This window comes from Pseudomonas sp. MF08875 (genome assembly GCF_059862525.1).
The window spans coordinates 54,980-76,318 of the sequence record NZ_JCBCUW010000005.1 but is presented as its reverse complement, the minus strand read 5'-3'; the positions used below and the strand labels follow the sequence as shown (position 1 = coordinate 76,318).

At 62.1% G+C, this 21,339-nt stretch carries 12 protein-coding genes and 1 pseudogene; 7 read left to right on the top strand and 6 right to left on the bottom strand.

The window, feature by feature from the left end; genetic code table 11:
• Nucleotide 1 precedes the first annotated feature (1 nt).
• Nucleotides 2–1,036 (bottom strand): lipopolysaccharide heptosyltransferase II, encoded by a 1,035-nt coding sequence (waaF, locus tag AC19YT_RS04360; protein WP_095109303.1) that lies wholly within the window; start codon nucleotides 1,034–1,036, stop codon nucleotides 2–4.
• Nucleotides 1,037–1,147: 111 nt separating this feature from the next.
• Nucleotides 1,148–4,087 (bottom strand): bifunctional [glutamate--ammonia ligase]-adenylyl-L-tyrosine phosphorylase/[glutamate--ammonia-ligase] adenylyltransferase, encoded by a 2,940-nt coding sequence (gene glnE / locus AC19YT_RS04355; protein WP_500609820.1) that lies wholly within the window; start codon nucleotides 4,085–4,087, stop codon nucleotides 1,148–1,150.
• A gap of 385 nt (nucleotides 4,088–4,472) precedes the next feature.
• Between glnE and aceE the strand changes: the two genes are divergently transcribed.
• The 5 genes from aceE (at nucleotide 4,473) to msrA (ending at nucleotide 14,106) form a co-directional block, all read left to right on the top strand.
• On the top strand, nucleotides 4,473–7,118 hold the full coding sequence (gene aceE, locus AC19YT_RS04350; RefSeq protein WP_500609819.1) for a pyruvate dehydrogenase (acetyl-transferring), homodimeric type: 2,646 nt from the start codon (nucleotides 4,473–4,475) through the stop codon (nucleotides 7,116–7,118).
• 11 nt (nucleotides 7,119–7,129) lie between these two features.
• Nucleotides 7,130–8,758, top strand: coding sequence for a dihydrolipoyllysine-residue acetyltransferase (gene aceF / locus AC19YT_RS04345; RefSeq protein ID WP_095109300.1), 1,629 nt, complete (start codon nucleotides 7,130–7,132; stop codon nucleotides 8,756–8,758).
• A gap of 331 nt (nucleotides 8,759–9,089) precedes the next feature.
• On the top strand, nucleotides 9,090–10,478 hold the full coding sequence (locus AC19YT_RS04340; RefSeq protein WP_500598942.1) for an alkaline phosphatase D family protein: 1,389 nt from the start codon (nucleotides 9,090–9,092) through the stop codon (nucleotides 10,476–10,478).
• A 216-nt stretch (nucleotides 10,479–10,694) separates the two neighbouring features.
• Nucleotides 10,695–13,388, top strand: a complete 2,694-nt coding sequence (locus tag AC19YT_RS04335; protein WP_500609818.1) for a putative bifunctional diguanylate cyclase/phosphodiesterase — start codon at nucleotides 10,695–10,697, stop codon at nucleotides 13,386–13,388.
• Between the two features lie 70 nt (nucleotides 13,389–13,458).
• A complete protein-coding gene (gene msrA, locus AC19YT_RS04330) occupies nucleotides 13,459–14,106 on the top strand; it encodes a peptide-methionine (S)-S-oxide reductase MsrA (protein ID WP_500609817.1) in 648 nt (215 codons plus the stop codon).
• A 79-nt stretch (nucleotides 14,107–14,185) separates the two neighbouring features.
• Here msrA and AC19YT_RS04325 read toward each other — a convergent pair whose 3' ends face one another.
• The gene (locus AC19YT_RS04325) at nucleotides 14,186–15,022 is read right to left on the bottom strand and encodes a 23S rRNA (adenine(2030)-N(6))-methyltransferase RlmJ (protein ID WP_095109296.1); all 837 of its coding nucleotides are present in this window, start codon (nucleotides 15,020–15,022) and stop codon (nucleotides 14,186–14,188) included.
• A 258-nt stretch (nucleotides 15,023–15,280) separates the two neighbouring features.
• On the opposite strand from AC19YT_RS04325, the gene AC19YT_RS04320 reads away from it, so the two are divergent.
• Both AC19YT_RS04320 and AC19YT_RS04315 read left to right on the top strand, forming a co-directional pair.
• Nucleotides 15,281–16,549, top strand: a complete 1,269-nt coding sequence (locus tag AC19YT_RS04320; RefSeq protein WP_095109295.1) for an O-acetylhomoserine aminocarboxypropyltransferase/cysteine synthase family protein — start codon at nucleotides 15,281–15,283, stop codon at nucleotides 16,547–16,549.
• 247 nt (nucleotides 16,550–16,796) lie between these two features.
• Nucleotides 16,797–17,297, top strand: a complete 501-nt coding sequence (locus AC19YT_RS04315; RefSeq protein WP_500609816.1) for a DUF2165 family protein — start codon at nucleotides 16,797–16,799, stop codon at nucleotides 17,295–17,297.
• A 79-nt stretch (nucleotides 17,298–17,376) separates the two neighbouring features.
• On the opposite strand, the gene AC19YT_RS04310 is transcribed toward AC19YT_RS04315, so the two are convergent.
• The 3 genes and pseudogenes from AC19YT_RS04310 to AC19YT_RS04300 form a co-directional block, all read right to left on the bottom strand.
• Nucleotides 17,377–17,646, bottom strand: coding sequence for a PAAR domain-containing protein (locus AC19YT_RS04310; protein ID WP_095109293.1), 270 nt, complete (start codon nucleotides 17,644–17,646; stop codon nucleotides 17,377–17,379).
• Nucleotides 17,643–19,298: a type VI lipase adapter Tla3 domain-containing protein gene (locus AC19YT_RS04305; protein WP_500609815.1), complete on the bottom strand. Its 1,656-nt coding sequence runs from the start codon at nucleotides 19,296–19,298 to the stop codon at nucleotides 17,643–17,645. The genes AC19YT_RS04310 and AC19YT_RS04305 overlap by 4 nt, the downstream gene beginning before the upstream one ends.
• A pseudogene (locus tag AC19YT_RS04300) lies at nucleotides 19,295–21,315 on the bottom strand (T6SS effector phospholipase Tle3 domain-containing protein). Before AC19YT_RS04300 ends, AC19YT_RS04305 begins: the two are co-directional and overlap by 4 nt.
• Nucleotides 21,316–21,339 lie beyond the last annotated feature (24 nt).

The window sequence follows — 21,339 nt, the reverse complement described above, 5'->3', positions numbered from 1 at the left end:
CTTAACGGACCTCGACCGGGGCGCTGTGCAAGCGCTGCAAGGCGTCCACCACCGGTTGCGGCATCAATTGGCGCAGGCAGTTGTAATGGCCGAAACGGCAGGTGCGGTCAAAACAGGGGCTGCAATCGAGGCCCAGGCGTACGATTTCAACCTGGTCGGCCAGCGGCGGGGTGAACCCCGGCGAGGTCGAACCGTACACCGCCACCAATGGGCGGTTCAGCGCGGCCGCCACGTGCATCAGCCCGGAATCGTTGGACACCACCGCGTCCGCGCAGGACAGCAGGTCGATGGCTTCGGCCAGCGAGGTGCCGCCACTGAGGTTCATCGCCTCCTCGCGCAGCCCCGGGATCAGGCGGTTGCGGATGTCTTCGCCGACGCTGTGGTCGTTTTTCGAGCCAAATAGCCAGACCTGCCAGCCTTCGCGGATTTTCAGCTCCGCGACCTTGGCGTAGTGCTCCGACGGCCAGCGCTTGGACTCGCCGAACTCAGCGCCCGGGCACAGGGCCAGCACCGGGCGATCCAGGCTCAGGCCGAACTTGGCCAGGGCTGCATCGCGGGTCAGCGGGTCGATTTGCAGGGCCGGGCGCGGGTAAGGCGTAGGCAACTCGGCGCCCGGCGCGTAGGCCAGGGCCATGAAGCGCTCGATCATCAGCGGGTAGCGTTCTTTGTCGAGGCGGCGCACGTCGTTGAGTAGGCCGTAGCGGAACTCGCCACGCCAACCGGTGCGCTGGGGGATGCCGGCGAAGAACGGCACCAACGCCGATTTCAGCGAATTGGGCAGCAGGATCGCCTGGTCGTATTGGCCCGCCAGGGTTTTGCCGATGCGCCGACGCGTCGCCAGCTCCAGGGCGCCGTGGCCGAGGGGGAAACTCAGGGCCTGGCGAACTTCGGGCATGCGTTCCAGGATCGGCCGGCTCCACTCGGGGGCCAGCACGTCGATTTCGCACTGCGGGTGACGTTGCTTGAGGCACTGGAACAGTGTCTGCGCCATCACCATGTCACCGACCCAACTGGGTCCAACGATCAGGATATTCATGTAGTTCCCACAAACGATACGGGGAGGCTTACGCCTCCCCGCCTCGATAGTCATTGTGAAGCGGCGCCCCCAGTGGGGCGCCGCTCGCACATTAGATGTGCGTCGCCCGCATCAGCTTAGCCCCAGCTCGCGCCAAATCCGCAGGACTTGCTGGCGTTCGTCCACGAACTGGTCCCCTGCCACCACGCCAGCCTCGTTCTGCAAGGCCTGGCGGTGCGCGGCGGCGCGGTAGGCCTTGTACACCTCGCGCAGCAGGCTGGCATCGGCCACGGGCATCAGCCCTACCTGCTCCAGCCCTTCCAGAATGCGGATATTGTCGGTGTAGCGCAGCAACGACGGATGTTGCGCAGACCACGCCAAAGCGGCGTATTGCACCATAAATTCAATATCGACGATACCTCCGGCGTCCTGCTTGAGGTCGAACGGTGCGCTGGCCTGGAAGGCATTGGCGCCCGTGCCGGCCGCCGTGGCCTTGGTGCCGAGGTTGTCGCGCATCTTGGCGCGCATCTCGCTGACTTCCTGGCGCAGCTTGGGCAGATCCTGCTCGCGCCCCAGTACCCGGGCGCGCACCTGCTCGAAGGCGAGGCCCACCTCCTCACTGCCCACCAACACCCGCGCCCGCACCAGGGCCTGGTGCTCCCAGGTCCAGGCCTCGTTCAACTGATAGCGCTCGAAGGCGCCGAGGGAGCTGACTAGCAGCCCGGATGCGCCCGAAGGTCGCAGGCGCATGTCCACTTCGTAAAGCTGGCCGGAGTTGGTCTGGGTGGTCAGTAGGTGAATGATGCGCTGGCCCAGACGGGTGAAAAACTGCGCGCCGTCGATGGGTTTGGCGCCATCGGTCTCGGCCTGCGGGTCGCCGTCGTGGATGAACACCAGGTCCAGGTCCGAGCCGTGGCCCAGCTCCAGGCCACCCACCTTGCCGTAGCCGACGATGATGAAGCCCGGGTCGCACAGGGTGCCGTCGGTGCGTTGCGGCACGCCGTACTTGGCCACGGTCTGACGCCAGGCCAGGGCCAGCACTTGTTCGAGAATCGCCTCGGCGAGCCAGGTCAGGTAGTCGCTGACTTTCATCAACGGCAGGCTGCCGGCGATTTCCGAGGCTGCGACGCGCAAACGGTGGGCCAGTTTGAAATGGCGCAGGGCCTCCATCTGCTGCTCCAAGTCATCCTCGGGAATGCGCGTCAGGCGCTCGCGCAATTCGGCGGCCAACTCCGGCGCCAGGGGCGGCTTGAACAGGCGCCCCTCGTTGAGCAACTCGTCGAGCAGCAGCGGAAAACGGGTGATCTGCTCGGCGATCCAGGGGCTGGCGGCACATAGCGTCAGCAGGCGGCGCAAGGCCCCAGGGTTTTCCGTGAGCAGCACCAGGTAGGCCGAACGCCGCGCCACCGCTTCCACCAGCGGCAGTACCCGTTCGAGCACCAGGTCCGGGTTGGCGTGCTCTACAGCCTGGGCCAGCAAACGGGGAATGAACGCATCCAGGCGCTCGCGGCCCAAGCGCTGCATGGCCCGCAACTGCGGGCTACCACGCAGGCCGGCCAAGGCTTTGAGGGCTTTGGGGCCATCGACAAAACCGCCCTCGTGCAATTGCCGGCACGCGGCCTCTTCGTCCTGGGCGTCCTCCCACAGCGGCAGCCATTCGCCGCCGACCACCACTTCGCTTTCCTCGCCTTCGTCTTCATCCGGGTCGGCGATAACCTGGCGGAAATGCCAATCCACCCGGCTGCGCCAGTACATCAGTTGTTCGTGGAACGCCGCCCAGTCGGTAAAGCCGAGCATGAAGGCGATGCGCGCCTGATCCTGCTCGCCATCGGGGAGCATTTGGGTCTGGCGGTCGGCAATCGCCTGGATCGCGTGCTCGGTGTAACGCAGGAACTCATAACCTTCGCGCAGCTCGCCGACCACTGCCGGCGGCAGGTAGCCCTGCCCTTCGAGAGTGCCAAGCACCTTTAATAGAGGCCGCTGTTGCAGGCTCAGGTCGCGGCCGCCGTGGATCAGTTGAAAGGCCTGGGCGATGAACTCCACCTCGCGGATGCCGCCGGAGCCAAGCTTGATGTTGTCGGCCATGCCCTTGCGCCGCACTTCCTGCTGGATCAACTGCTTCATGGTGCGCAGCGCTTCGATCGCGGAGAAGTCCAGGTAACGCCGGTAAACGAAGGGCCGCAGCAGGTCGAGCAGATGCCCGCCGGCCACTTGGTCGCCCGCCACCACCCGCGCCTTAATCATCGCGTAGCGTTCCCAGTCACGGCCCTGGTCCTGGTAGTACTGCTCCAGCGCATTGAAGCTCAGCACCAGGGCACCGGACGAGCCATAGGGCCGCAGGCGCATATCGACGCGAAAAACGAAGCCATCGACGGTCATCGGGTCGAGGGCTTTTATCAGGCGCTGGCCCAGGCGGATGAAGAACTCCTGGTTGTCCAGCGCACGCTTGACCCCCACCGTCTCGCCGCCCTCGGGGTAGGCGAAGATCAGGTCGATGTCCGAAGACAGGTTGAGTTCCACCGCACCCAACTTGCCCATGCCCAGGATTACCATCGGCTGCGGCTCGCCGCTGCGCGCGCCGGTGGGCGTGCCGAACTGTTGGCAATGGCGCAGGTACAACCATTGATAGGCTTGGTCGATGCAGGCGTCGGCCATGTCCGAAAGGTCGCGGCAGGTCTGCACCAGGTCAGCCTGGCGGGTCAGGTCGCGCCAGATGATCCGCACCTGGTGGCGCGTGCGCTGGCGGCGCAGGATGCGAGCCAGCTCATCATCGGTGTCGGCGGCCGCCACGGTGCTGGCGATCTGCGCGCACAACTCGCCCGGCCCATAGGCGCGGTCCAACTCGCCGGACTGCACCAGCGCCAGCAACATCAAAGGGTCACGCACACTCTGTTCAATCACGAAGTCGCTGGCTGCCGTGACGCGGGCAAAGGCCGCCCAACGCTCGGCGGGCCAGGCGGCCAGGCCATGGTCATCGTCAAGGGCTGCCACGGCGGCGCGAAACGCCTGCTCGGCGCGGCTGACCAATGGCAGGAGAATGGCCGGCAGTTCGGTCAACGGGGGCAGGCTCATGGTCTATCCTTGGTCGGCATTAGAAAGAGGGCAATGTAGTGAACGCCCGAAAAGCGCTACCTGACTGACTGTCCAACAAAAGTTAGAAATAGCTGAAAACTGTATTTTTTTGGTAGCGAACATCAACCCGTCACCTTTCATTGCTCGACAAAGACCTGCAATAACGTTTTTTCTCATCAACCAATAGGAGCAGACGGGTCACTCTTCTGTAGTTTTACTACTCGTCTATACATCCGAAGGGCTGAAATGGCCGACGATTTGTAGTAAAACTACACGACGCCGGAACAACCTGCCGGCCATCCAAGAATTTTATGTCGTCTGCCCACAAGGCCAGTCGCAAACTCAGGCAACCGATTCTGGTAGCCTTTCCGCCCTGGAGCAAGCCATGCAAGACCTCGATCCCGTCGAAACCCAGGAATGGCTGGACGCCCTGGAATCGGTTCTCGACAAAGAAGGCGAAGACCGTGCTCACTATCTGATGACCCGTATGGGCGAACTCGCGACCCGCAGCGGCTCGCAACTGCCCTACGCCATCACCACGCCGTACCGCAACACCATCCCCGTTACCCACGAAGCACGCATGCCTGGCGACCTGTTCATGGAACGCCGCATTCGCTCGCTGGTACGCTGGAACGCGATGGCCATGGTGATGCGCACGAACTTGAAAGATTCTGACCTGGGCGGTCACATCTCCAGCTTCGCCTCCAGCGCAACCCTGTATGACATCGGCTTCAACTACTTCTTCCAGGCCCCCACCGACGAACACGGCGGCGACCTGATCTACTTCCAGGGCCACACCTCGCCAGGCGTCTACGCCCGTGCGTTCATGGAAGGCCGCATTACCGAAGAGCAAATGAACAACTTCCGCCAGGAAGTGGACGGTGGCGGCCTCTCGTCGTACCCGCACCCTTGGCTGATGCCTGATTTCTGGCAGTTCCCCACCGTGTCCATGGGCCTGGGCCCGATCCAGGCGATCTACCAGGCACGCTTCATGAAGTACCTGGAAGCGCGCGGCTTCATCCCCGCCGGCAAGCAGAAAGTCTGGTGCTTCCTGGGTGACGGCGAGTGCGACGAGCCCGAATCCCTGGGCGCCATCTCCCTGGCCGGCCGCGAGAAGCTCGACAACCTGATCTTCGTCATCAACTGCAACCTGCAGCGCCTCGACGGCCCGGTTCGCGGCAACGGCAAGATCATCCAGGAACTCGAAGGCGTGTTCCGTGGCGCCCAGTGGAACGTGACCAAAGTCATCTGGGGCCGTTTCTGGGACCCACTGCTGGCCAAGGACGTGGACGGTATCCTGCAACGTCGCATGGACGAAGTCATCGACGGCGAATACCAGAACTACAAGGCCAAGGACGGCGCGTTCGTCCGTGAGCACTTCTTCAACACCCCTGAACTCAAGGCGATGGTTGCCGACTTGTCCGACGACGAGATCTGGAAGCTCAACCGTGGCGGCCACGACCCGTACAAGGTCTACGCGGCGTACCACCAAGCGGTCAACCACAAAGAACAGCCGACCGTGATCCTGGCCAAGACCATCAAGGGTTATGGCACTGGCGCCGGCGAAGCGAAGAACACCGCGCACAACACCAAGAAAGTCGATGTCGACAGCCTGAAGTTGTTCCGCGACCGCTTCGACATCCCGGTCAAGGACGATGAGCTGGAAAACCTGCCGTTCTTCAAACCCGAAGAAGGCAGCGCCGAAGCCCGTTACCTGAGCGAACGCCGCACCGCACTGGGTGGTTTCGTGCCACAGCGCCGCGCCAAGAGCATCAGCATCCCGACGCCGCCCCTGGACACCCTCAAGGCGATCCTGGACGGCTCGGGCGACCGTGAAATCTCCACCACCATGGCCTTCGTGCGCATCCTGGCGCAACTGGTCAAGGACAAGGAAATCGGCCCACGCATCGTGCCGATCATCCCGGACGAAGCCCGTACCTTCGGCATGGAAGGCATGTTCCGCCAACTGGGCATCTACTCCTCCGTCGGCCAGCTCTACGAGCCCGTCGATAAAGACCAGGTGATGTTCTACCGCGAAGACAAGAAGGGCCAGATCCTCGAAGAAGGCATCAACGAAGCGGGCGCCATGAGTTCCTTCATCGCTGCCGGTACGTCGTACTCCAGCCACAACCAGCCGATGCTGCCGTTCTACATCTTCTACTCGATGTTCGGCTTCCAGCGCATTGGCGACCTGGCCTGGGCCGCTGGCGACAGCCGCACCCGTGGTTTCCTGATCGGTGGCACCGCCGGGCGCACCACGCTCAACGGCGAAGGCCTGCAACACGAAGACGGTCACAGCCACATCCTGGCGGGCACCATCCCGAACTGCCGTACCTTTGATCCGACCTACGGCTATGAGCTGGCGGTCATCATCCAGGACGGCATGAAGAAAATGACCGAAGAGCAACAGGACGTTTTCTACTACATCACCGTGATGAACGAGTCCTACCAGCAGCCAGCCATGCCGGCCGATGTCGAGGAAGGCATCGTCAAGGGCATGTACCTGCTTGAAGAAGACACCCGCGAAGCGGCCCACCACGTGCAACTGATGGGCTCCGGCACCATCCTGCGTGAAGTGCGCGAAGCGGCGAAGATCCTGCGCGAAGAGTTCAACATCGGCGCCGACGTATGGAGCGTGACCAGCTTCAACGAACTGCGTCGCGACGGCCTCGCCGTGGAGCGCAGCAACCGCCTGCACCCAGGCCAGAAGCCTGCGCTGAGCTACGTCGAAGAGTGCCTGAGCGGCCGTAAGGGTCCGGTCATCGCCTCCACCGACTACATGAAGTTGTTCGCCGAACAGATTCGCCAGTGGGTCCCGTCCAAGGAGTTCAAAGTCCTGGGCACCGATGGTTTCGGCCGCAGTGACAGCCGCAAAAAGCTGCGTCACTTCTTCGAGGTTGACCGTCACTTCGTGGTGTTGGCAGCCCTGGAAGCCTTGGCTGACCGTGGTGACATCGAACCCAAGGTGGTGGCCGAGGCCATCGTCAAGTTCGGTATCAACCCGGAAAAACGCAACCCACTGGACTGCTGAGGAGAATTTTTGTGAGCGAACTCATTCGCGTACCTGACATCGGCAGCGGTGAAGGTGAAGTCATTGAACTGTTTGTCAAAGTCGGCGACACCATCGAAGCCGACCAGAGCATCCTGACCCTGGAGTCGGACAAGGCGAGCATGGAAATCCCTGCTCCCAAGGCCGGCGTGGTCAAGAGCCTGAAAGTGAAACTGGGCGACCGCCTCAAAGAAGGCGACGAACTGCTGGAGCTGGAAGTCGAGGGCGCCGCTGCTGCGGCACCTGAGGCCACCACGCCTGCCGCAGCCCCCGCACCCGCGGAAAAACCGGCTGCTGCCCAGGCCCCTGCGGCACCGGCCGCTGCACCGGCGGCCGCGACTGTCCAGGACATCCACGTCCCGGACATCGGTTCCTCGGGCAAGGCCAAGATCATCGAGCTACTGGTCAAGGTCGGCGACAGCGTCGAGGCCGACCAGTCGCTGATTACCCTTGAGTCGGACAAGGCCAGCATGGAAATCCCGTCGCCGGCTGCCGGCATCGTGGAAAGCATCGGCGTCAAGCTCGAAGACGAAGTCGGTACTGGCGACTTCATCCTCAAGCTCAAGGTCCAGGGCGCTGCTGCCCCGGCCGCCCCAGCGCCTGCCGCTGCGGCACCTGCGCCCAAGGCTGAAGCGCCTGCCGCCGCACCTGCGCCGGCCGCCAAGGCCGAAGCCGCGCCAGCCCCGGTGGCTGCGCCAGCGCCAAGCGGTGCCAAGGCTCACGCCGGCCCTGCGGTGCGCCAACTGGCCCGTGAGTTCGGCGTTGAACTGAGCGCCGTCAGCCCTACCGGCCCCCACGGTCGCGTGCTCAAAGAAGACGTGCAGGTCTACGTCAAAGCCATGATGCAGAAGGCCAAGGAAGCACCGGCCGGTGCGACCGGCGGCGCGGGCATCCCTCCGATCCCGGTAGTGGATTTCAGCCGCTTCGGCGAAACCGAAGAAGTGCCGATGACTCGCCTGATGCAGATCGGCGCGTCGAGCCTGCACCGCAGCTGGCTGAACATCCCCCACGTGACCCAGTTCGACCAGGCTGACATCACCGAGTTGGAAGCCTTCCGTGTCGCACAGAAAGCCGTGGCCGAAAAGGCCGGCGTCAAGCTCACCGTGCTGCCACTGCTGCTCAAGTCCTGCGCGCACCTGCTCAAGGAAATGCCGGACTTCAACAGTTCCCTGGCCCCGAGTGGCAAGGCGATCATCCGCAAGAAGTACGTGCACATCGGCTTCGCCGTCGACACCCCCGAAGGCCTGCTGGTGCCGGTCATCAAAAACGTCGACCAGAAGAGCTTGCTACAACTGGCCGCCGAGGCCGCTGCGCTGGCCGCCAAGGCGCGCGACAAGAAGCTCACCGCCGACGACATGCAAGGCGCCTGCTTCACCATTTCCAGCCTCGGGCACATTGGCGGCACCGGTTTCACGCCGATCGTCAACGCCCCGGAAGTGGCGATCCTCGGTGTCTCCAAGGCCACCATCCAGCCCGTCTGGGATGGCAAAGCCTTCCAGCCGAAACTGATGCTGCCGTTGTCGCTGTCCTACGATCACCGTGTCATCAACGGCGCAGCCGCCGCACGCTTCACCAAGCGTCTGAGCGACCTGCTGGCCGATATCCGCACCATCCTGCTGTAACACCCGCCGGCCCTGCCTTGCGCAGGGCCGTTGGGCTCCACGTTTTCCGAGCGCCACGCTCGTACCTCAACCCCGCCCCTGTGGCGGGGCTTTTTTTGCCCGCCAATATCCTCATCACTCTTAGAGGCCTGACAGCAAGCCTGAACTTTCCCACACCACAGTTACCTTCAGCCCACCCAGGCAAAGCAAAGTGTGCAACCTATAAAGTCCAATAGAACACAGCAATTGGCGCTCTTTCTAAAACAGCAACCCTGCGCAACTTACTAGCCTTTATTCACGCACTCCCACTCGGAGAAAAAACCCACCCCCCATATATCGAAAGGATTCGAATATGATTAGCGCCACTGTCGGGCCTATTGTCGGCCATACAACGCTGCACAGCACACGCATATTTCTACGGGGCGAACACGTTCCCTCAGAGTCATCTTATTGCGCCCTGCGTTATCGCCTGCGCGGCACAGATTCTTGGTCGGACCCACATTTTGCGGAGCTTTTCGAACAGCAAGACATGACCGCCGTCATTGCCTTGGATGACCTGCGTGAGGATGCCCGCTATGAATTCCAGGCAGGCTGGTTCAGCGCCCCCCATGACAAAGACGTCACGGGTTTCCCCAACGATCTATCACTGGACTGGCCTGAAGCGCTCTATTCGTTCAAGACCGCTACCCGCCAAAAAGACACCGAACTGACCTACGTCATCGGCTCCTGTCGCTACCTGCGGGTTACCCTGGGCATACCCTCTGCGCCGGCACTCGGAGATCGTATTTTCAAATCCATTCACGAACTGTCCGAGCATTCCAGCACGCCACTGGACGGCTTACTGATGATCGGTGACCAAGTCTATTTGGACGACCTCAACTTTGCCGCCCCCGACCGAAGTTACAACCAAATACTGCATAAGTATCGCCTCGCATTTTCCCAGCCCCATATCAAGAACCTCATGGCCAACGTTCCTACTTACATGATTCTTGATGACCACGAAATTGAAGATAACTGGCCCGCGAAAAAAAGCCGTGCCGATAACTCACTCTACGACAATGCCATTCGCGCCTATGAGATTTACCAACACAGCCACGGCCCCCAACCAGAGCAAGTTGGTTCTAGCCACGCCCCTGCAAGTCACTACGGTTATCAATTCACCAATGGCGACTGTGAATGGTTCGTGCTCGATACCCGCACCCGCAGATCACTAAGCGCCAATAACCGGCGCATACTTGACGAAGAACAGGAGGCCGCCTTACTTAAATGGCTCATCACTAGCCAAGCCCGAGTTAAGTTCATCGTCACCACCGTGATGTTTTTTCCCGACGCCAAGAACGATGGCGATGACACTTGGAAATTCTTCCCCGACCAGCGCCAACGGATTCTCGACACCATCCAGGCACACCGCATCCAAAACGTCATTTTCATCGCCGGCGATGTCCATGGCTCCATGACCTGCGCACTGACCCACACCCAGGATGCAGACTTTCTGGTGCACACCATCGTGTCTTCGCCGTTTTGCAACTCCAAACTCCTGCCCTACGCCAAAACCAGCGACTTCATCCTTGACCGCCCACTGGAGAGCGTGTCGGCGGACCACTACACGCCCACCCTGACCAGCGCGGTTATCAGCCAGGACAACTTTGCGCACATCAGCATCCAGCAAACACAGGTGCTGGTGAACTTCCAAGGCATCAGCGGAGAACTTCTCGAATCGGTGGCAATCCCCCTGCGCTGAACCCTTGATTACCGGTCGGCGGTCCCCCGCGGCCGTTGACCTGAGTCAGGCTTTGGCAATGTTCTGGAGAAAACCGCTCGCCTGCCGATAGCCTGTTATAGCACTTAGCCTTCATCCTCTCTTGTCAGCCTGCTGTGCATCATGCAACCTTGCCGCAGGCAACAGTAAAGAGGGCGTGAGCCCGGCGCGATCAGCATTTTCGAAGCGAGTTTCCCCATGAAAAGCCAACCTGATGTCGCCACTCGCCTGGCGGCCGAGGTAGTGACGCAGTTGCCCGTGCCCTCGCGGCTCGGCATGCTGCGTTTCGAGCGGCTGAATGAGGCTAGCTGGGCGCTGCTGTTTCTGGACCCCAATTGCGAACGCCAGTTCGGCCTGCCTGCCGTCGAACTCTGCGCCTTGGTGGGCTCGCCCTACGCCAGCCTGATGGAACCGCAAGCGCGCTATCAGTTGCACGACACCATCCAGCAGCAACTGGCCCAGAGCCCTCACTATCTGGTGCGTTACACCCTGCACACCGCTCTGGGCGAGTTGAGCCTGCTGGAGTTGGGCGAAGCCTATAAGCAGCACAATCGCCACTTGCTGCGCGGCTACCTGATGGTGGTGGACGGTCTGTTCGACGGCATCGCCACCACCCCGTGCCTGGACCTGGAAACCCAGAACAGCCGCCTGCAGATTGCCCTGGAACTCAACCAGCGCGCCCAGCAGGAGCAACTCCAACACCTGGAGCGCGTGCGCGCCCAGCAAGAGCTGATCCTGCTGCTGGCTCGCCAGCGCTACAGCACCGGCAATTCGCTGCAAGAAGCGGCCGAACTGATTACCCGCAGCGCCTGCGACATCTACCAGATCGACAGCGCCAGTATCTGGAACCTCGATGGCCAGCAACTGGTGCCGATCTCGGCCTACAACCGCAGCTCCCAGGAGTACCGCGTGCCGGCGCCGCTCGACGCCAGCGGTTTTCCCAGCTACCTCGAAGCCCTGCACACCAGCCGCGCCATTGACGCCAACAACGCCATGCGCGACCCACGCACCCGGGAGATGGCCGAAAGCCTGCGCCCGCGGGATGTGAACGCCCTGCTCGACGCCAGCATCCGCGTCGATGGCCAGGTCGTCGGCGTGCTGTGCCTGGAACAGACCGGCGTAACCCGCGCCTGGCAGTCCGACGAAATCGCTTTTGCCGGCGAATTGGCCGACCAGTTCGCCCAGGTCATCAACAACCACAACCGCCGTACCGCCACCAGCGCCCTGCACCTGTTCCAGCGCGCCGTCGAGCAAAGCGCCAACGCCTTTTTGCTGGTCAGCAGCGAGGGCGTGGTGGAATACGTCAACCCCAGTTTCACCGCGATCACCCAGTACAGCACCGAAGAAGTCCACGGCCACAAGCTCTCGGAGCTGCCGGCGCTGGAGAACCTCAGCGAATTGCTGTTCGACGCCCAGTCCAACCTGGTCAAGAGCAACAGTTGGCAGGGCGAATTCAAGAGCCGACGCAAAAACCTGGAGCCCTACTGGGGCCAGTTGTCCATCTCCAAGGTGTATGGCGACAACCGCGAGCTGACCCACTACATCGGCATTTACGAAGACATCACCCAAACCAAGCTCGCCCAGCAGCGCATCGAACGCCTGGCCTACACCGACAACCTGACCAACCTGGGTAACCGCCCCGCCTTCATCCGCAACCTGGACGAGCGCTTCGCCCGCGACAGCGATACGCCCATCAGCCTGCTGCTGGTAGACATCGACAACTTCAAGCGGATCAACGACAGCCTCGGCCACCAGACCGGCGACAAGTTGCTGATAAGCCTGGCCCGGCGCCTGCGCAATAGCCTGAGCCCCACTGGCAGCCTGGCGCGGTTTGCCAGTAACGAGTTCGCGGTGCTGCTGGACAACACCGACCTCGAAGGCGGCCAGCAAGTGGCCAGCCAGTTGCTGATGACCCTCGACAAACCGATGTTCGTCGACAACCAACTCATCAGCGTCACCGGCTCCGTGGGCCTGGCCTGCGCGCCCCTGCACGGCCGCGACCCGCAAACCCTGATGCGCAACGCCGGCCTGGCGCTGCACAAGGCCAAGGCCAACGGCAAGCATCAGGTGCAGGTGTTCACCGAGGCGCTGAACGCCGAAGCCAGCTACAAACTGTTCGTGGAAAACAACCTGCGCCGCGCCCTGACCCAGAACGAACTGGACGTGTTCTACCAGCCCAAGCTGTGCCTGCGCAGCGGCCGCCTGCTGGGCATGGAAGCACTGCTGCGCTGGAACCACCCGGAAAAGGGCATGATCCGCCCCGACCAATTCATCAGCGTCGCCGAAGAAACCGGGCTCATCATCCCGATCGGCAAATGGATCGCCCGCCAGGCCTGCCGCATGAGCAAACAACTGACCGCCAGTGGCCTGGGCAACCTGCAAGTGGCGATCAACCTGTCACCCAAGCAGTTTTCCGACCCGGACCTGGTGGCCTCCATCGCCAGCATCCTCAAGGAAGAGCAACTGCCACCCTCGCTGCTGGAGCTGGAATTGACCGAGGGCTTGCTGCTCGAAGCCACGGAAGACACGCACCAGCAACTGGACCAGCTCAAAAAACTGGGCCTGACCCTGGCCATGGACGACTTCGGCACCGGCTATTCGTCGCTGAGTTACCTGAAGAAATTCCCGATCGACATCATCAAGATCGATCGCAGCTTCATCAACGAAATCCCGGACAACCAGGACGACATGGAAATCACCTCCGCAGTGATCGCCATGGCCCACAACCTCAAGCTCAAGGTCGTCGCCGAAGGCATCGAAACCGCCGAGCAACTGGCCTTCCTGCGCCGCCACCGCTGCGACGTCGGCCAGGGCTACCTGTTCGACCGGCCCATCCCCGGCGCAGAGCTGGTGGAGAAGCTCAAGCGCTACCCCCGCGGCCCAATCGCCTGACAGCGCGGTAACACTCGGGCACACTGGCGGTCTGTCTATTTACAACTCAACCTGACTGAGGGGACTGAACATGGTCTTGCGCTCGGAAATCCTGGTGAACAAAAACGTGCTTCCAACCAAAGAACAAGCCCTGCCCGGGCGCGAAACACCGATGGCCCTGCCTGAAACCCACTTCGTCAACGGCAACCCGCTGCTGGGTCCGTTTATGGACGATGTGGGGTTTGCGATCTTTGGCCTCGGCTGTTTCTGGGGCGCAGAACGCAAATTCTGGCAACGCGACGGCGTGGTCAGCACCGTGGTCGGCTATGCCGGCGGCTTCACGCCGAACCCGACCTACGAAGAAGTTTGCTCGGGCATGACCGGCCACAGCGAAGTGGTGCTGGTGGTCTACGACCAGGCCAAACTCAAATACGAAGACCTGTTGAAAATGTTCTGGGAACTGCACAACCCAACCCAGGGCATGCGCCAGGGCAACGACATCGGCAGCCAATACCGCTCGGTGATCTACGCCACCACGCCAGAACAACTGGACGCGGCAAAAGCCAGCGCACAGGCCTATCAGCAAGCGCTGACCAAGGCCGGCCTGGGCGATATCACTACGCAAATTGACGAAGCGCCGACCGTGTACTTCGCCGAGGCCTACCACCAGCAGTACCTGGCGAAAAACCCCCAGGGCTATTGCGGGATCGGCGGCACGGGCGTGACCTGCCCAATCTGAAGATCGCAGCGGCAAGCTAAACGCTGCAAGCGCGGGTTCCTCTCCCTACTTGCCGCTTGAAACTTGCCGCTCACCACTCTTATTCCTCAATAAGCCAATCCATCTGCCACCCGCCCTGGGTCTGGCCCAGTTTCTTGGATAGCCACGGCAGCAACTCGCGCAGTTCCTCTTCCAGGCCCCACGGCGGGTTGGCGATGGCCAGCCCCGAGCCATTGAGGCTGCTGGGCGTGTCCAGCGGATGCACCAGCAACTCCACCCGCAGCAACTTCGGCGCACCGGTGCCGGCCAGGTCCTGGTAGAAGCGACGCAGGGCACGCTGGTCCTTGACCGGGTACCAGATCGCCGCGACGGTCTGGCGCATGCGCCCCACTGCTTCCTTGAGGGACGCGGCGCAGCGCTGCATTTCGTCGAGTTGCTCAAACGGCGGGTCGATCAGCATCACCGCCCGCTTCTCCGGCACCGGCAGCATGGCCCGTGGCACGTGCCAGCCCTCGCCCAGGTGAACCTTCACCCGGCGGTCGCCCTTCATGTTGTCCTTGAGCAACACACCGTCCTCGGGGTGTTTCTCGTTGAGCAACACGCGGTCCTGAGGGCGGGTCAGGCGCCGCGCCAGCTCTGGGGAGCCGGGGTAGTAGCGCAATTGGCCATCGGGGTTCATCTCGTGCAGCACGCGCATATAGTCGGCGGCCAGCGGCGGCAGGTCAGCCTCGCCCCACAGCCGCGCGATGCCTTCCAGGTACTCACCGGTACGGCTGGCCTGGTCGCCCTGCAGGTCGTACAGGCCGATCCCGGCGTGGGTGTCGAGGTAGGCGAACGGCTGCTCCTTGCGCGACATCAGGGCGATGAGGCGGGTCAAGGTCAGGTGTTTGAAGACGTCGGCGTGGTTGCCGGCGTGGAAGGCGTGACGATAGTTCATGGTTGCTCCTGCGCAGGGGGCGGAGTTTACCTTTTACCGGCACAAACGTGCAGGGCTGCGCGTCAGGTGACGCTTATGCCGTAAACACGGGGGCATTTCTGAAAATAATCTAAGTAAAGTCCATAGATTCTGTAGGACTAAGCTTGCCCACCAGCCAGCCAACGGGGTATTACCTGCACGGCACGCTGAAACTATCGCCAACAACCCCGCTCCCCACGCCCGGAGCCCCCACCCAATCCAAGGAGGTCATACCCACTCATGAAAGACGCCACCATCGCCCTGCACCACGGCTTCAAATCCGACCCCACCACCAAAGCCGTGGCCGTGCCCATTTACCAGAACGTCGCTTTCGAGTTCGATAACGCTCAGCACGGCGCCGACCTGTTCAATCTTGACGTACCTGGCAACATCTACACGCGGATCATGAACCCGACCAACGACGTGCTGGAGCAACGCCTCGCCGCCCTCGAAGGCGGCATCGCGGGCCTGGCCGTCTCGGCCGGCAGCGCCGCGATCCACTACGCGATCCAGACCCTGACCCGTGCCGGCGACAACATCGTCACCACGCCGCAACTCTATGGCGGCACCTACACCCTGTTCGCCCACTTGCTGCCCAGCTTCGGCGTCGATGTGCGCTTCGCCCGCGACGACAGCGCCGAGGCCATCGCCGAACTGATCGATGACAACACCAAACTGGTGTACTGCGAGAGCATCGGCAACCCAGCGGGCAACATCATCGATCTCCAGGCCCTGGCCGACGTTGCCCACGCCCGTGGCGTGCCGCTGATGGTGGACAACACCGTGGCTACGCCCATCCTGTGCAAACCGATCCAGTTCGGTGCCGACATCGTCGTGCACTCGGTGACCAAATACGTGGGCGGCCACGGCAACTCCCTGGGCGGCGTGATCGTTGATGGCGGCACCTTCCCCTGGGCCGACTACCCGGAAAAATTCCCCGGCCTCAACACCCCTGAACCGGCCTACCACGGCGTGGTGTACACCGAAAAGTTCGGCCCGGCGGCCTTTATCGCCCGCGCCCGCACCGTGCCCCTGCGCAATACCGGCGCGGCCCTGGCGCCAATGAACGCATTCCTGCTGCTGCAAGGCCTGGAAACCCTGGCCCTGCGCATGGAACGCCACACCGAAAACGCCCTCAAAGTGGCGCAGTTCCTCAAGGACCACGAGCAAGTGGCGTGGGTCAGCTACGCCGGCCTGAGCGACCATCCGCACCATGAACTGGCGCTCAAATACATGCAGGGCAAGCCCTCGGCGATCCTTTCGTTCGGCCTCAAGGGCGGCTACGAGGCCGGCGTGCGCTTCTACGACGCCCTGCAAATCTTCAAACGCCTGGTCAACATCGGCGACGCCAAATCCTTGGCCTGCCACCCGGCTTCCACCACCCACCGGCAAATGAACGAAGCCGAGCAGGCCAAGGCCGGGGTCAAACCGGAAATGATCCGCCTCTCGGTCGGCATCGAGGCCATCGAAGACCTCCTCGAAGACCTGCAACAAGCCCTGCGCGCCTGACGCTCCCCGTCGCGCTGTAGCAAGCGGGCAAGCCCGCTTGCTACAACAACGGCTACAACGGATTCAGGCCGTGCCTTGACTCAACCGGAGCAATCCCACACACACCTGGGACTTACCCGGCGACACATGACAACCACCCTTACACTTTCGTAATTCCCCGCCTACAAATGGCGGCTTTCTTGCCCAACCGCCAAAATCCCGGCCTGCTAGCGTCGTCCATTACCTGCCAATGGATGGACCCCACGCCATGACCACACGCTACGCAAAAATCGCCATGACCCTTGCCCTCGCGGCCTTCGCCTTTCTCGCGATGCTTAACAACCTCACCGACTACGGCTCCAACTTCGCCTTCGTGCGCCATGTGCTGAGCATGGACACCCTGTTCGCCGACAACAGCGAACTGCACCGCGCCATCCACGCCCCTTGGCTCTGGCACGCGGCTTATGCCCTGATAATCGCCACCGAAGCCCTCACCGCCGCCCTGCTGGGCTGGGGCGCGCTGATGTTATGGCGCGCACGGCACAGCCACGGCAGCGGCTTCAACCGCGCCAAAAAATACGCGTTGGCCGGCCTCACGGTGGGCTTCATGCTGTGGTTCTTCGGCTTCATGGTGATCGGCGCCGAGTGGTTCATGATGTGGCAATCCCCCACCTGGAACGGCCAAAACGCCGCGTTCCGCTTCTACATGGCGATCCTGGGAGTACTGATCTTTCTTAATCAGCCGGACGGGGATGTGGGCCGGGGGTGAGGCCTGCACCCAACAACAAAGGCCTATATCCATCGGGATGCGGGCCTTGTGCACAGATCGATTGAACACCGTAGCGCAATCATTCAACCCGCACGCTGGCCCCATGGCTTGCAAGCCCAAGGCAGCCGCATGCCAGCCGATGCCCATCCATCACCACACTCAGACCGTTCATGCGCCGATGGGGGTGGCCCTGTGTAAACGCGTAGATGCCTAAATGCAGCGGGCAGGTGGCTTTGTCGCCAAGCACAGCGACGGTTTTGCCGTTGATCTGATGAGTGCCAGCAAGCTGGCACTCGATAACCTTGCCGCCACTGCTGGTGGCGTCGCCTAAACAAACGGGGTGCTTCATTGGGTCACTCCCGGTGCGCCGAAAAGGAAGGGGTCGGCCCAGCGGGTTTTCGCGTTGTGGGCTTTGGTGGCTGCGTCGGGCGGGCGGACCATTTGCACGGTGGTGCTGCCGTCGCTGCCGTTGTAGACCACCGCGCTGGTGCCGCCATCGAGGTAGCTGGCCATGGTAGCCAGGTTGATGGCCACCAGCGCACTGCTGACCCCGGTATTACCCAGGCGACGGCCCAGGTCGTAACCTTCGTCGACATTGCCCAGCTCAATACCGGTGCCGTCGGTATTGAGGATGTGCAGGGTGTTGTTGAGGGCAATCAGGCCGTCGATGTTGTCGGTGCTGTCGTAGAACACCCGCACCGGGGCAGCGCCTTCGGGCAAGGTGTTCAGGGCTTTGAGCCAGGCGCCTTGCAAGGCTTTGACCTGTAGCGCGGGCTTGAGGCGTTTGCCGGTTTCGTCGCTCATCGCCACTTTGATCGGGCGGTGCAGGTAACCGAGCATGGGCGCGGCGTCGAACTCCTTGACCTGGTGTTCGGCCCAGCGCACGGGTAGCCAGGGGGTGGGTGTGAAATGGCCGGGGCCGCGATTGCTAAGGGTTTGCCACAGCTGCGGGAGTTGGGCGTGCCAGTAGGCGCTTGGCATGGTGCCGGGGCCATGCGCATTCTCCACGCCCTCCGCCTGCTTCTTGGCCGTATAGATCTGGCCGAATAAAACAGAGTGCTTCCAGTAGAAGGCCCATAACTTGCCCATATCGGTGCGCTTGTTCTGGTTGTCCTCTTCCTCGTTGGTGGCGAACGGGCGTAGGTATTGATCGACCCGATCCGAGCGCGATACCAGCAGGCCGGTCATGCTTTCGTAGACCTTGGGTACGAAGTGGCCATCCTGGAGCCACGGTGTTCCGGCGACCCGGTAACCGCTGCGGGTTACATCACCATCACGGCTAATAATCAGGGCTTCAGGTACCTCCTGATAATCATCAAAAAACTGGAAGAGCTTTTCGAGCATGGCTTGGGCGTGCGTGGTGTTATCGGCCTCCTGCCACAAGAACAGGGTTACACCGAGGGTGGCTTTATTACGGCCACTGAGAATGTCGCTTTCGGCGCCCATATTGTGTGGCTGTTTAGGAGGCCCCAGTGCAAAGGTCGGCAAGGGCCAGTAGGCCACGGCATCGCGGGCGGAATGGCGGAATGATGCACGGGTGTTGATTTTGGAATCATCACGGCGAGTGCCCGCTGAGTAAGGATAATCCTCGGCCTTCTGTGAATGGATCGAGCTGAAGTTGTCGTTCTTCTTTTGAATCAGGCGCCAGATGCCGGATTGCTGGTTTTCATCTATGGCGAGCCCTGCCGCCCTGATTTCCAGCGCATAGGTCCGTTCACGTTCCGCGATTTGCTCGGCGGTCAGTGGCGCCGGTTGCGTAACCGCCAGCCTTGGATTGACCCACTGCATCAGGGCCTTGCCACCCCACACCGCGCCATACAGCAACGCCACGACACCGCATACGGCAGCCAGGCCAACGAGGGTGGGTGGCGCAATGTTTCTCATCGTCATTTCTTCTGTCTCTAAGTACGTTATCGCTTGATAGGTCACGAACGTCAGCCAGCCGAGCGCCAGGAGCAGACCGATCCAGAGGAAAACCGTTAAGCGCGGTCGGCTGCTCATGATTGACCTCCTGTGTGGCCGGGCCTTCTGACCAGTGGGGGCGGCGTCATTGGCACCAATTCCGGGGAGGGGAATGTTCCTTCGTCGTAGTACAGGTAGCTGGCAGTGACCAAGGCTCGCGCCTGGGCACTGAGCTTTGGCCAGCCAGGCATTTGTGTTATCCCATCGTTGAACAGCTCCTTACTCATCCGCCAATCCGCCACCGCAATCAGCACCTCACGAATATGCGGATCGTCCAAACATTTTCCCTGCCCCACCGCCACATCCATCGCCGTCACCCAGCGGTGGTTTTCCGGGCTGCGCAACACCGCCGAGTGATAACTGTTGCTGCCCCATTCGTTGGGGTCGACTGCCAGGCGTGCGCGGATTTCGTTGGGGGTTTCTTCGCGTTCGATCAAGAAATAACCGACCGGGCTGAGCATCGGGTTGCCCGACATCCTCTGGCGCAGCACGCGGGTCTGGTCGTCCGGCGCCTTGCCCTGGTTCCAGGCGGCCAGCTCTTGGGCCTCGTCCACCCGGGTCGGGCTTTTGCGCAGCTCAACCCATTTGAATTCGGCGTTGCTATTGCCCAACGCGTTGTTCTGCGACACCGCATCCGGTGCGTCGAGGCCCGGTTGGGTCGGGCTGCCGGTGATGGCCTCGCCGCCAAACATCTGCGGCGCATGGGGCGGCACCAGGGCTTCGCCGTTGATGTAGACAGTTTCATTGAGGCCGGTGGTGGCCTGTAATAGCGCTTTGCCGGGATGGTGTTCCGCGGCGTAGCGCTCCCCCCACACCCGCAACGGCACCAGCGCCGGCTCAGCCCCCACGTAGATCGGCCGGCCATCGCGCTGGCGCGTGCTCCACAAGCGCTGATAAAACCCCGCAGGCATGGCGGGCATGACCGGCGTGCCATCGGGCAAGTGCGACGGCACGCCGAAGGTGCCGATACCGCTGACATCGCTCAGGCCCACGGTGGAGTCGTCATGGCTGAAATACAGGTAAACCTTGCCGCGGTTGTCCCGCTCGGGAAACACCAGGGTGCTGTTATCCGGCCCCAGGCGCTGGCCCTGCTGCGGTGACCAATTCGGCCCCGTGCGGCCGCCATAACCGGGCTGGCCGTATTGCATCGCGCTCAGGGGCGGTTGCGGGTGGGGCGTGGCCGTCATGGCCTGGACGATATCGATCAGGGTGGCGAGGGTGTCGCAGCCTTGCGGGGTTTTATCGGGCAACAGGCAATAGGGCGAAGCGACCATGATCGCGCAGTCAGCGCAGCGCTCGCCGCGATCCACCAGCAAGGCCTGCGCCAACAGGGTTATCAACGTGCCCTGGCTGTGCCCCATGATGGTGATGGTTTCATCCGGGGCCAGGCGACGCGCTTCACTGATAAGCATGGCCAGCCGATGGGCGGCCAGGATGAAATAGCGGCGGTGCGGGTTGGCCCCCATGAACAAGGTGTTGGGCAGCGACAGGTTGGCCGCATGCCGGGTGATTTTGCTGAAGCCCTCGCCGAACATCTCCAGCAGGTTGTTGGTGGCATTGGCGAAAAACCCGCCGCCCTTGGCGAAGTGGCGGTCCAGGCGATTGTCGAAAACGTCCTGATACTGGGTGCGCAGCTGGGTCGGGTCGCCGTTCTTGTCGCGTTTTATCTCGTTGGGCGCGGCGCGATACCCCCAGTAGAACGGGATGAAACAACTGCGGGTGGTTTTATCGGTGCTGCGTTTGTAGAGGTAGGTGTCGGGGTCGTCGAGTCTGTCTTTGTTTCGCGCAGACAAGCGCTCTACAGGCATCGCCTGCGCCGCCGCAAACTCAGCGCCATAGCGCCCCGCACACAAATCCGGGCGGTGCAGGCGCTCGTTCAGTCCCTGAAGCAATCCGGTCTCCACCGACTCATACGAAGCGCCAGGGTCGTTAACACCATGCAAAAAATCACAATGCCGGGCATGTCACGCGGAATGGCGACCAGTCGATCACCCGGTCGATTAGGGACAAGCCGACTGCGTAGTTCGGCGATAACACTGTAGTTGGGGTCGCTCATGCCTTAGCTCCTTTGAAGGCGGCC